A 12979-nucleotide genomic window follows, 5' to 3' on the forward strand; every position below is an offset into this window, starting at 1 on the left:
ATTTTTTTTAAAACGTTAAATTAAGTCCCATTAAATAGTTTCTTGTTGATGGATTATTTGTACCAATAACCAATTGTCTCTGTCTATAACCAGAGTTCACTGCCTGATTTTGATCTCCTAATGAATTCGGTTCTGGATCCATACCAGATTCTTTATGATATGGTGAAAAAAGAACAACAGGATTAGTTACTGTAAAATAAATTCTTAAACTGCTGATATTTAGATCTTTTAAATATTCATTTTTTAAGTTATAACCTAATGTTATTGTTCTTAATTTTAGATAAGAGGCATCGAACATTGCTAATGTAGAAGAGTATTTTGGATTATCACCTTCCCTCAAACCACCTGGTTTTGGATATCTTACATTAGGATTATCTTCTGACCAGTAATCTACATCTACGTTACCTCCTCTACCCGTCAATCTGTTAAGATAACTTGTGGAGCCATACAATGTACTAATCAAAACACCACCGTGCTGGAATGCACCAACTGTGCTTAGTTCGAAGTTTTTGTATGCAAAACGCATATTAAATCCACCTTGAAAGTCTGGAGCTGTGTCAATAATTTGCCTGTCTGCGGGTCCGATAGCTCGCACTGGAGTTCCATCTGGGTTATACCCACCAGTATATAATACCTTAATCATTCCCGGTGCTGCTCCCGCCTGTGGTTCTAGAATATTTAAATAAGGATCTCCGTTTTGCCAAAGTCCGATGTTCTGATAATCAAACAATGCATTGATGTTATGCCCTACAAACCAGAGATTTCCTTCATCCCTATCCCTTCCAGAAGCTAAAGATAAAATTTGATTTCTATTGGTGTATAGATTGACTCCTGCATCCCAAGAGAAGCCATCGGGATTATTGAAAATACTGCCGTTTAATGAAAATTCCCAACCTTTATTTTCAGTTGAACCAACATTTGCCGTTTGTGTTGGAAGACCTCCTGAAGGTGGTAATGCAACAGATTGTAGCAGACCCTCTGTTTTAGTTCTATAATATTCTACAGTACCTGTCAGTCTATTGTTCAGAAATGCGAAATCAACACCATAATTTTGTGTTTTAGAATATTCCCAGCCTAAGTTTGCATTAGGAGCGAGACTTACATAAACACCTGTGCCATTTGCAGTTCCAAAGTTATAAGGTACAACCGTTAATTGACCTAATGTAGAATACGGAGCAACTGCCTGATTTGATGTTTGTCCCCATCCCGCTCTTAGCTTGAATTGATTTATAAAGCTGAAATTCTTCATAAATGATTCATTAGCAACATTCCATCCTAAAGAAAGCGCCGGATAAGTATGCCATTTGTTTCCTTCAGCTAATCTGGATGAACCATCCCCACGAAATGTCGCAGTCAACATATATTTATTATCAAATGTGTACATTGCTCTACCCATATAAGACATCAAACCCCATTGCTGGTAGTTTTGGTCTTCCGGTCTCACAGAAATATCCGCCTGAGGTGACTGACCTAAATTATAATACTGGAAAAAGTCGCCGGGAACATTTCTGGCACTCATATAAGAGCTAATGAATCTGTTCTGCTCAGCAGAATATAAAGCTACAGCATTAACCTTATGTTTACCAAAAGTTCTGTCATAGGTTAATAAATTTTCTAAAACCCAGTGATACGTTTGATTATTTCCTTTTCCCGCTCCAGATGGTGCTAATGGATTAACATTGAACACACCCACACCAGTGTAGTTTCCGCTGTTTGAAGTACGATAATCTAATCCTACATTTAATCTATACTTTAAACCAGTGAGAGGTAAAGTAACTTCCCCGTACATATTATTATACGATGAAAAATCTTTACTTTCATCTACATATTTGTCCCCCAAATTTTCAACAGTTTTTCTTATGTATACCCAACCCTGGTCAACATTTGAAGCAGTACTAATCGTTCTTTTAATACTACCATCCGGATTGTATATATTTGCTAAAGGAGAATTACCTAAAGTAGGCGCAGCTGCAATACCGTTACCTTCTGATACAGTATAGTTGGTATTGGTTGTAAAACCAAACTTGAAATTTTTACCTACTTGCTGATCCAAACCAATTCTAAATGAAAATCTTTCATAATTCTGAATCGGAACTAAAGCATTCTGTTTAAAATAAGATAATCCCACATTATAATTACCCCCATCTGTTCCACCTGAAACTCCAACATCTTGGCTGGTGATCATTGCTGGTTTATAATATAGATCTTGCCAATCTGTGTTTGTACCTAAAGTTTCATCCGTTCCCAATCCGTATAAATTACCTGCATCTGTTCTTAATTTTGCATATTTAGGACCATCCATCATAGGATATCTTGAAAACAATGTCTGAACACCTGTAAAAGAATTATAGCTAAATCTTGGTTTCTGTCCTTTCACACCTCTATTAGTTGTAACAAGTATTACTCCATTCGCACCTCTGGAACCGTAAATAGCCGTTGCAGAAGCATCTTTTAAGATATCAAGACTTTTTATATCGCTGGAACTAATGTCACCAAGTGATCCAACAAAAGGGATTCCATCCAAAACAATCAGGGGATTATTATCTCCTGTTAAAGAACGTACTCCCCTTATACGAATTTGCATTGGAGCACCTGGTTTTGTAGAGGTCTGACTAATATCTACTCCAGCAGTTCTACCTTGTAATGCCTGTGTAATATTTGCAGATGGAACTTCTCTTAATGCATCTCCTTTAACAGTAGCAACAGAACCTGTTACAGATTCCTTTCTCTGAGTACCATATCCGATAACTACAACTTCCTCAATTTTTTTTTCTTTTGTTGCAGTATCTTTTTAACCTGAGAATATGCCATACCGCAAGGAAGGAGAGTCATTGCAAAAAACATCGCTGCCTTATTGCTTTTATTTAAATAAAATAGGTTCATAATTATTATATTGTTTTTAATATTAGGGGTAACAAAAAATTAAATAATAAATTAAAATTTTTGCTTTTAGATATACATATTTACCAAAGCTTCAAACAATTCCTGTTTACCACTTTTCGGCTGAGGTTCGCCAGTCTCATGTGCAATTTTTCTTAAATCTTCAAGAGTCAGCTGACCATTTTCAAAAGATTTACCATTCCCGTTATCAAAAGAAGAATATCTTTCAGTCCTTAATTTTTTGTAATCAGAGTTCTCAAGAATATCAGCAGCTACAGATAGTCCCTTAGCGAAAGCATCCATTCCTGATACATGCGCTATAAACAAATCGTCTGCATCTATTGAATTGCGACGTATTTTCGCATCGAAATTTACCCCTCCAGAACCTAAACCACCTCCTTCAAGAATAACCAGCCATGCCTGTGCAAGATCAAAATAATCTACAGGAAACTGATCAGTATCCCACCCGTTTTGATTATCGCCTCTGTTTGCATCGATGCTTCCAAGCATTCCAGCATCAACCGCTACCTGTAATTCGTGTTCAAAAGTGTGACCCGCAAGTGTAGCATGATTTACTTCAAGATTCAATTTAAAATCTTTTTCTAATCCGTAATTCTTAAGAAAACCTATCACAGTTTCGGCATCATAATCATATTGATGCTTTGTTGGCTCCATCGGTTTTGGTTCTATTAAGAAAGTACCATTGAAACCTTGTTGTCTTGCATAATCACGAGACATTGTAAGGAAACGGGCAAGATGCTCCTTCTCTCGTTTCATATCCGTGTTCAGCAAGCTCATGTATCCTTCTCTTCCTCCCCAAAAAACATAATTTTCTCCTCCTAAGGCGATAGTAGCATCAATTGAATTCTTCACCTGAGTTCCTGCACATGCTACTACATCAAAATTCGGGTTTGTAGAAGCTCCATTCATATATCGCTCATGGGTAAATACATTTGCCGTTCCCCACAAAAGCTTAATACCAGTTTCATTCTGCTTTTCTTTAGCATAGTCTACCACGGCCTGTAAATTCTTTTCGTAATCTCTCCAATTATCTGCAGGATCTACCAAGTCTATATCATGAAAACAATAGTAACCAAAGCCCATTTTGTTCATAAATTCGAATCCTGCATCCATTTTATATTTTGCTCTAGAAATAGCATCTGTACCTGTTGACCATGGATGATGGATGGTAGGACCTCCAAATGGATCGCTGCCGTCTGCGCATAGAGTATGCCACCATGCCATTGCAAATCTCATCCATTCCTTCATCGGCTTACCCATAATCATCTTCTCAGCATCATAGTGACGAAACGCCATAGGATTCCTACTTTCCTTACCTTCAAATTTGATTTGATCTATTCCTGAAAAAAATTCTTTTGTTGACTTTAAAACGTTCATATATGTTTGATTTTATTAATTGAAAATTTCGTTTAAGATGTGGGAATTCCCTGCTCACTGATAATTTCTATGCAGCAAGTATGTGTATTTTTATATATTTTTTTGATTAGATAATCGCCTGAAGATGGTCTTGCCATCCGGAGTAAGCCTCTAAATACTGATCTCTTTTTTCATGTTCAGGTTCTATGATTGCTATTTTTTCAAGTGATGCAAACGCTTCTGACGAATCTGCATAAAAACCTATTCCCATCCCGGCAGCTCTGGCAGCACCTACAGCACCATCGGTATCATAAAGCTCGATTACAGCATTACTCACACTGGCAAGCGACTGCCTGAAAATTGAGCTTAAAAACATATTAGCGTTACCTGCTCGAATTACGTTGATGTTCATCCCAATCCCTCTCATAATATTCATCCCATATTCATAAGAAAAAACGATAGCTTCCTGTGCTGCTCTCAGAACATCCCCTTTGGAATGTATATTGAAATTGATACCATGAATTGAACATCTTGTATCTTTATTTTCCAAAACTCTTTCTGCACCGTTACCGAACGGGATAATACTTAACCCTTTTGATCCAATCGGTGAAAGCGAGGCCAGTTCATTCATATCTCCATAAGATGAAAGTGAAGTGGCAAAATTATGTTTCAGCCAGGAGTTTAAAATTCCTGTTCCATTAATACATAACAACACTCCTAATCTCATTTGCTCCTCCGAATGATTAACGTGTGCAAATGTATTTACCCTTGAAAGCTTATCGTAATCTAAGTGATCTAAAACTCCATAAACAACCCCTGAAGTTCCTGCTGTAGAAGCAATTTCTCCAGGATTAAAAACATTTAAAGACAAAGCATTATTAGGCTGATCTCCCGCTCTGTAAGATATCGGAGTTCCTTTTTTTAATCCCAATTCAGCGGCAGCGATAGCTGAGACGGTTGACTGAATACCGAAAGTTGGGACAATTTCAGGGAAAAAACTTTCAGGAATACCAAAATGCTCAATAACATCCTTAGAAATGCAGTTATTTTTAAAATCCCAAAATATACCTTCAGAAAGCCCTTCAATTGTTATCCCGATCTCACCCGACAGTTTCATCGCAATGTAGTCTCCCGGCAGCATTATTTTATCGATTTTATCAAATATCTCAGGCTCGTTTTCCTTTACCCACGCAAGCTTAGATGCAGTAAAATTCCCTGGGGAGTTTAGTAGATGTGACAAGCATTTTTCAGCTCCAATTTGTGTGAATGCTTTTTCACCATACTCAACTGCACGACTATCACACCAGATAATTGATGGTCTCAAAAGATTTTGATCTTTATCAACCAATATCAAACCATGCATCTGCCATGTAATCCCAATGCCTTTGATATCTTCAGCATTTATTCCTGCCTGATGCATAACAGACTCATGCGCAAGCTTCAAATTGGTCCACCAATCAGCAGGGTTTTGTTCAGCCCATCCGGGTTGCAGAGCGATGATCTTCATTTCTTTTTTAGGTGAAAAATCAGAAGCTACTACTTTACCACTGGATGCCTCTACAAGACAAACTTTCACAGAAGAACTACCTATATCGTATCCTAATAAATACATCGTATTAAAATTGATTTATTTAATTAATTTTGAATTATTTTTCTTGTAAGCTTTCCCATCAAACTTGTAAAATCTCGCTGCACGGTGCGAAACATTCTCTTCAATTTCATCTAATGGTATAATAAAGCTAAACGAAGAAACTTTTTTGTGGAAATTTTTGATATCAATTTTCTTTTCGCTTAATGCGCAGTAGAGCTGATATAACTGCCTGATTGTGAATTTTTTTGGAAGAAGCTCGAAAATAATTGTAAAATCAATATCGATCCATCTTCTGATCTCTCCGAGCGATTCTTGTATAATAACATTGTGATCGAAAGGTAAAGCCGGTATTTTATCAATAGGATGCCAATCAACATTGCTATACTTTGAACTGTTTATTTTATGATCGATCTTGCAAAGAGACAGATAGGCAACAGTAATAATTCTGTCTATATTATGCTGGTACTCTTTATCCATCCATTTGATATCATTCTGACTGCTCGCACGCATAGGGTCTGCATAACATTTAAATTGTTTCAAAATCATTTTTTTAATACCAGTCAGCTCATGAAGTACCCGACTTGCCGCATCATCAACATCCTCATTACTGAATATCAAACTACCGGGTAGTTTTTTGTGCATTTCGGCAGGTGAGTCATCAGATCGACGCTGAACCAATAATATATTCAATTTGTTATCGGAGTCAAACCCGAAAACAACACAGTCAACTGAAACATATGTATGTATAAATTCTGGAGCCATAGCTAATGTTAACATTTACGTAACATGACAAATATAAAAATTCAATCGATAAAAAAAAATAAAATTACATTATATATTAAATATCAAACGGTTACATAGCTACTTTTGATGATAAGAATTGTATTAATTTGATGATAAGCTTATCATTATATACATGATAACAAATACTCAATTATCTAATACCAAAGGTATTAAATGTTAATTACACACTTATTAAGTTAATTTTCGTTAATTTCAGGAATATGATAACATTAGCAATAAAACTAAGTAAGATTTATTGTCAAAAAGTTAATAAATTGAAAATTTCCGTGGATAAAACCTAAAATATGGCAGTCAACTTTAACCAAAACATGTCATTAATCATGAAATTTTGACTCATTTTACAATTTTTGACAAAATCACGGATCAAATATAATAACGTTGAATATGTTCTTAATTCATTGTAAAATCACTTATAAATCATGTAATATAGAAGGAAAGCTCTTCCCTCTATTCTCACGAAATGACTGGATACTGAACCCAGCTAAATGAAAAATACAGATTGTAATCTCTATTGAATTTTGGAAGTTTTTTGAGATCAATTTTAAATTGCCCCTAAAAAAGAAAGACCTACTTTTACTCATTTTCAACCTTTTTGAAGTTTCGGCATCATTAAGTTTACCATCTTTTCTATTGGATAGGCATAATTTTTCAACTATCATGTAATGGAATAAGACCGGTTATTTAAATAAAAAAGACAGCACAATAATTATTTGTACTGTCTTTTTAACGAATATAATGATCAGATTAATAAGCATTCCGCTTCAAAAACGTCTCAATCTCTGAACTTTCTATTTTAGGATTTGCACCAGAGTAACTCGCTACCAAAGCACCGACGGCACTTGCAAAGTTTAAGGCATCATCCGGATTTTGATCTGAAAGCAATTTTGCAATCAGGCTGGCCAAGAAAGAATCTCCTGCCCCTACTGTATCTGCCACTTTCACGGGATAGCCTTCGTGTCTATACAATTGATCATTCCATAGCAGGATAGAACCGTGTTTTCCTAAAGTTACACAGATTGCCTTAGTGTTTGTTTTTTCTGATATAAACTTGATATTTGATTCCAGATTATCGGACTCAAATCCCATTCCGGCAGAAATTTCCAATATTTCCTCATCATTAAATTTGATAAAGTCTGCCCTGTTCATAAGCTTTTCCAGAATCTGAATATTGTAAAATGGCTTTCTTAGATTCACATCAAAAACTTTAAACATTGTATCATTGGAATCTAATAAGGAGAAAAGTGTCTTTTGGGAAACCTCATTTCTGCAAGCGAGACTTCCATAAAAAAACACATCGGCCTCTTTTACGGTATCCTTTATTTTTTCATCAACACTGATAAAATCCCACGCAGAAGGAAATTTGATCTCGTACGTTGCAGAACCACGTTCATTTAAAGAAACCTGAACAATTCCTGTCTCATATTCCGGAGAAACAATGATTCCAGCGGTTTCAAGAGCATTTTCTTTGGTGTAATCCAGAATTACCTTTCCATCTTCATCATTTCCTACGGCACTAATCATTGCCACGGGAAAGCCGTACGAAGCTGTTCTGAGAGCCAGATTGAGAGGAGCTCCGCCAATTTTTTTCTCTTCTCCAAAAACATCGAAAAGTACTTCTCCAAAACTTATTACATTAATTTTCTTATTGATAAACATTAATTGGGATTTTTGATATTGATATTACTGAATGAACTCTCTGAAGAACTAAAAATACTCCATTTTTTATTAACAATATTATAAATTCTGTTGGTGAATGCTATTTTATCATTGATATAAATCACACAAACGTCGTTGCTTATAGAAGCCGTTACAGTATATGATGTTCCTGAAACCGAACTTAACGAATAAGAATTCATAAGATCCTCCGACCCGGAATTCATTACATAAGCTGCGATTCTGTTATTTCCAGGTTCAAATGCAATCTTAACTCCGCTTCCTGCATCGGTATCCTGTGCCAGAATAATTCCTGCTTTTCCTTCAGATGCATTCAAGGTAAAGGTAATCTGATTGGCTTTTTGAAGTTTTGAAAAAGTGACCTGGGAATTGGCAGATAAATTAAAACTACTCCCATTCTGAGAAGCGTTTCCAGTGATTTTATCAACTGATAACACAGCATTCTGACCAAAAACAGATTGTAATCCTGAAACCGGTTTCACAGCCAGTGTTCCGTCCGAATTCTGAATCAGTCTGTGAGCAACAATATTTCCTGCCCAGTCTTTTCCACCGGTATTATTTTCAGGAGTTTTTCTTGCGGTCCACCCTACCAGATAACGGTTTGTATTATCCGAAACCGTTTTGGCAGCATACAGATAAGAGCCGTCAAGACGGTCATTTTGAGGAGTTGTCCAAGGTCCGTTTGGTGAAGTCGAAATACGGTAATGCGTTCCTGTATTGCTGCTCCAGTTTTCAGAAAAAACAAGATACCAATAATTGCCCATTTTGAAAAGATCCGGACATTCCAGCATAATATAATTTTCGGAAGAACTAGTCGTATAAATCGGATTTTCTACAGTCCAATTTCCGTTTGCCGGATTGATGGTGGTAAATTTCAGCACGACCGCTTTTTTATCAGAGGTCTGAGCAGAGACCAGCATCCAGTATTTTCCGTCTTCAGAATTAAAGAAAACGTGCGGGTCACGGAATTCATAATCATAATATCCTACCGGAGCAGTGATTTTAAAATTCTTGATTTTCGTCCAGTTTTTCATATCCGTACTTGTTGCCAACAGAACGCTCTCCCGTGGATTGCCTGAAAGGAACGAAGCAACGGCGTTATGACCGGTATAATAGTAATAATAGGTATTTCCTACCTTTACAAGGCTTCCAGTTCCCACTCCAAAATCGGCTTCTGATGACGTTCCGTAAGAAATCTGTCTTCCCTGATAAGTAAAATCTGTAAAATTGCCGGTCTCGAAGCTATGAATATCGTGAAATCCTTCTCCCGCAGGTTTTGTTTTTGCATCGTGAAGAAAGAAAAGATGAAACTTCCCATTTTCATAATAAGGCATTACATCGCCTGCATAACCTTCTGTATAATAAGGATTGCTCTCTCCCATCCATTGATTGGGCGGCTGCGGAAAGATATTGGTTTTGCTGTAAATATCTTCCGGATTAACTTCTGTGTCAGAATCGTGATTCTGACAGGAGAATATTGCCATTGCAAGTACGGCTGCTGCATATATTTTTTTAATTGACATGGGTTCTGATATTAATGGGTTACAAGATAATTGAGACTGTTCTCCGTCATCTTTTTGATGTTATCCTGAAACGAGTTGGGTTGGCTCGGGTTTCCATTCACTGTTTCATTGTACCAATCGTAGGCACCCATACAAATAACCATACATTTTTTGTTGGCAGTTCCGCCAGGAAATTCAGCAATGGCAACACGTCCGTCCAAAGTATTGTCCCAAGCCTCGCTGGCAAGATTATTACCACCTGTCTGGCTTCTCCATCCGGCACCATTTACGTATCCACCCCAATCCGGAAGGAACCACCAAGCCGTATGATTCAGACGGAATGTCCCTTTCTCAAGCAGATTAGCTTTCCCTGATTCGTACGTCTGAAGACCATCGAAAACAGGATGATTCTCATTTCCTTTGAAAGAGATTCCCCAATCACTTCCTGTATCTATAAATCCGTTCGGAAGAAAATCTCCGAAAACATTATTCGGTCCTTTTCCTGCAGGAACTATTTCTAATGCATCAACATATTGTGCAGCAAAACTTGTAAGTAAAATATTTCCTCCGCCATTCAAATAGGTTTTGATTTTGGAAGTTACATTCGTATTCAGCGCATCGCCCGGTAGAGCGGTAGCCGAGTCAAAATGCCACCAGATCACATTAATTCCCGTAAGATTTGCTGCACTACTTGCGACATCAGCAATCGAAACATACACCGCACCTGAATATTTTCCGAAAAGCCAGTCAGAAGCCGCAATCTCATCCGGATTTGTCAATCCTGTTCTTGTAGCAGCCGTTCCAAGGAATGCAATAGACGGTCCTGAAACAGGCGTTGTTAATTTAGCCGTATACACTTCCGTTATACTGCCATTAGAAACAGTAAACGAAACCGGACTGGTAAAATTAATGGTTGTTCCCGATGCAGGATTGATACTGACACCATTTCCGGTTTCTATTACCGGCTGCAATGCGGTAAGATTTGTTCCTTCCGGCATTGTAAGAGAAATGGTTTTACCCGAATTATTGATGGTAGCCGATAATCCGTTAATTTTAAAGCTGATGATCGGATCCTGAGCTTTTACAGTTACCAGATAATCTTTGTAGATGTTGCCATTTTTTACTTTGAATTTAACCGGCTGTGAAAAATCAATCGTTGCTCCTGATGCCGGCGAAACGACTGCTCCCTGAGAAATTCCAATAACCGGAACCAATGTCTTAACACTTGTTCCATAAGGAAGTATAACTGTGATTTTATCATTCTTATGGTCAATTTCCCCTGAAACATTGTTCACTTTAAAAGAGGAAATATTGACTGAAACATCCGTAACAAGCCCATCTTCCACCTGACTGTCGCAAGACCAGATAAAAGCCGCAGATATCAGCAGAATGATGATAATATGAGTTTTTTTGAATATCGTTTTCATTCGTATCTTGTTTTAGTATCCGTTATTTTGTTTATACAGTCCCTGACTGAAATTGATCTGTGCCAATGGAATCGGACAGTATTCCTCAATTCCGTGGTCAAATCCTGCCTGAGAATAGAAAGATCTTTTAGTTTTCTCGACAGAATAATAGGTGTTCATCGTTCCTGCCGTAGTTCCCCATCTCACAAGGTCGAAGAATCGGCTTCCTTCCATTGCAAACTCCATTCTTCTCTCCCATCGCAACGCTTTTCTTGCAAAATCCTGGTTCCACGTGCAATTTACGCCCGGCTCATACTTGCTGATCAGATTGTTGGTAGTATAACTTCCTGTAAGAACTGTACTATTGGCTGCTCTCTGTCTCACCTGGTTGATTAATGGCAACGCTTCGTTGATTTGTCCGAGTTCAATTAAGGCTTCCGCTTTCATCAGCAGAACATCGGAATATCTTATGATGATTCTGTTCTTGGAATTTCCATAGAAAGGGTCTACATTCACGGTACAGCCGCATCCTACAGGTACATTTTCCTTTAATGAAGAATAATATCCATAAGTTCCGGGACTTCTGCTCCAGCTTTCCTTAAAGATTTTGTTTTCTTCATATTTCCACGGCAGTCCGGGCAAAGCAACGGTGTGATACAATCTCGGATCCACTTTGTAACTGTTTAGTTGATTGTAATTAAGATCCGTATCGTTAAAAGTATCAAACATCGGCAGCCCCAGAGGTGTAGTTTTAAATGCATTCACCAGATTTTGGCTTGGCTTATGAAAATCGCAGCATCCCAAACCTTGTGGCAGAGAAAGCACATCACCATAATTGAGCCTTCCGAAAAGCGTTCCGTCATTGTCAGAATATTGAATGGAAAAAACTGCCTCCGGTCCGTTCTCGTGTGTTCCCGGAAGGAAATTATACCCGAAGTCAGGCTCCAATGTATAATTTCCGATAACCTGATTGGCAGCATCAATAGATTTCTGAAGCGTAACTGGATTTACCTGTGTTACCGTATAGTTATCATCCTGCTCATACGCTTGATACAGCCTTACTTTAGCCAGATAAGCATAAGCAGCACTTTTCTTTGGTCTTCCCACTTCCGACTGTGTTGCAGGCAGATTAGCGGCTGCAAATTCAAAATTAGAAGCAATAGCTTCCCAAAGTTGCTGGTCGTTCTTTGCCTTGTTTGAGATTTTAGGATAGTCATCAATCGGTGTATTTTCATCCACATAAGGCACATATTTAAATAACGTTTTTAGCAAAAAGTAGTAATGCCCTCTTACGAAATTCATCTCAGCAATTCTTCTTTGCTTGTTCGGATATTCAGAATCTGAAAGCTGCTTCAGCGCGGCAATCGCTTTGTTACATCTGGAAATTCCAACATAATTGAGATACCATAATCTGTCTAATTCACCAAAATCTGAACGGATATTATTTGAAATTTCAAAAAAGTGAAAAGTCTGGATATCATTAGTTCCGCTTCCTCCTTTGTACGCATCATCAGAACGGACGTTTCCATACGGCCAAAGACTGAAAGGGGTATCATAATGATCGTTTCCGAGAGATGCATAGGCTGCAACCACAAAACCATCCACATTCTGAGGCGTTACCACATCGGCTTCCGACAGGACACCTCTCGGCTCATTGTCCAGAAAATCGTTGCAGGAAGTTGTTCCCAGCAAAAAGGCAAAAGCTATTGTTAAAAGTATATTCTTTTTCATTTTTTTATTATTTA

8 protein-coding genes are annotated in these 12979 nt (G+C 37.6%); all 8 read right to left on the reverse strand.

What is annotated here, in order from left to right:
- Positions 1-7: 7 nt before the first annotated feature.
- On the reverse strand, positions 8-2764 hold the full coding sequence (locus tag EAG08_RS00655; RefSeq protein WP_228446899.1) for a SusC/RagA family TonB-linked outer membrane protein: 2757 nt from the start codon (positions 2762-2764) through the stop codon (positions 8-10).
- Positions 2765-2949: 185 nt separating this feature from the next.
- The gene (xylA, locus tag EAG08_RS00660) at positions 2950-4278 is read right to left on the reverse strand and encodes a xylose isomerase (RefSeq protein ID WP_129533794.1); all 1329 of its coding nucleotides are present in this window, start codon (positions 4276-4278) and stop codon (positions 2950-2952) included.
- 106 nt (positions 4279-4384) lie between these two features.
- On the reverse strand, positions 4385-5869 hold the full coding sequence (locus EAG08_RS00665; protein WP_129533795.1) for a xylulokinase: 1485 nt from the start codon (positions 5867-5869) through the stop codon (positions 4385-4387).
- A 15-nt stretch (positions 5870-5884) separates the two neighbouring features.
- Positions 5885-6610, reverse strand: coding sequence for an NUDIX hydrolase (locus tag EAG08_RS00670; RefSeq protein WP_129533796.1), 726 nt, complete (start codon positions 6608-6610; stop codon positions 5885-5887).
- Between the two features lie 786 nt (positions 6611-7396).
- Positions 7397-8308 carry a carbohydrate kinase family protein gene (locus tag EAG08_RS00675; RefSeq protein WP_129533797.1) on the reverse strand — a complete coding sequence of 304 codons (912 nt, stop codon included), beginning with the start codon at positions 8306-8308 and terminating at the stop codon, positions 7397-7399.
- The gene (locus tag EAG08_RS00680; RefSeq protein WP_129533798.1) at positions 8308-9849 is read right to left on the reverse strand and encodes a glycoside hydrolase family 32 protein; all 1542 of its coding nucleotides are present in this window, start codon (positions 9847-9849) and stop codon (positions 8308-8310) included. Before EAG08_RS00680 ends, EAG08_RS00675 begins: the two co-directional genes overlap by 1 nt.
- A gap of 11 nt (positions 9850-9860) precedes the next feature.
- Positions 9861-11255, reverse strand: a complete 1395-nt coding sequence (locus EAG08_RS00685) for a DUF4960 domain-containing protein (protein WP_129533799.1) — start codon at positions 11253-11255, stop codon at positions 9861-9863.
- A gap of 12 nt (positions 11256-11267) precedes the next feature.
- Positions 11268-12965 (reverse strand): RagB/SusD family nutrient uptake outer membrane protein, encoded by a 1698-nt coding sequence (locus tag EAG08_RS00690; protein WP_129533800.1) that lies wholly within the window; start codon positions 12963-12965, stop codon positions 11268-11270.
- Between the last annotated feature and the right edge of the window lie 14 nt (positions 12966-12979).

It is taken from the genome of Chryseobacterium sp. 3008163 (genome assembly GCF_003669035.1).
Taxonomy (GTDB): Bacteria; Bacteroidota; Bacteroidia; order Flavobacteriales; family Weeksellaceae; genus Chryseobacterium.

Coding starts and splice junctions, on each gene's coding strand:
- xylA (WP_129533794.1), bottom strand. CDS start 4,278: ATGAACGTTTTAAAGTCAACAAAAGAATTTTTTTCAGGAATAGATCAA.
- EAG08_RS00690 (WP_129533800.1), bottom strand. CDS start 12,965: ATGAAAAAGAATATACTTTTAACAATAGCTTTTGCCTTTTTGCTGGGA.
- EAG08_RS00670 (WP_129533796.1), bottom strand. CDS start 6,610: ATGGCTCCAGAATTTATACATACATATGTTTCAGTTGACTGTGTTGTT.
- EAG08_RS00685 (WP_129533799.1), bottom strand. CDS start 11,255: ATGAAAACGATATTCAAAAAAACTCATATTATCATCATTCTGCTGATA.
- EAG08_RS00680 (WP_129533798.1), bottom strand. CDS start 9,849: ATGTCAATTAAAAAAATATATGCAGCAGCCGTACTTGCAATGGCAATA.
- EAG08_RS00665 (WP_129533795.1), bottom strand. CDS start 5,869: ATGTATTTATTAGGATACGATATAGGTAGTTCTTCTGTGAAAGTTTGT.
- EAG08_RS00675 (WP_129533797.1), bottom strand. CDS start 8,308: ATGTTTATCAATAAGAAAATTAATGTAATAAGTTTTGGAGAAGTACTT.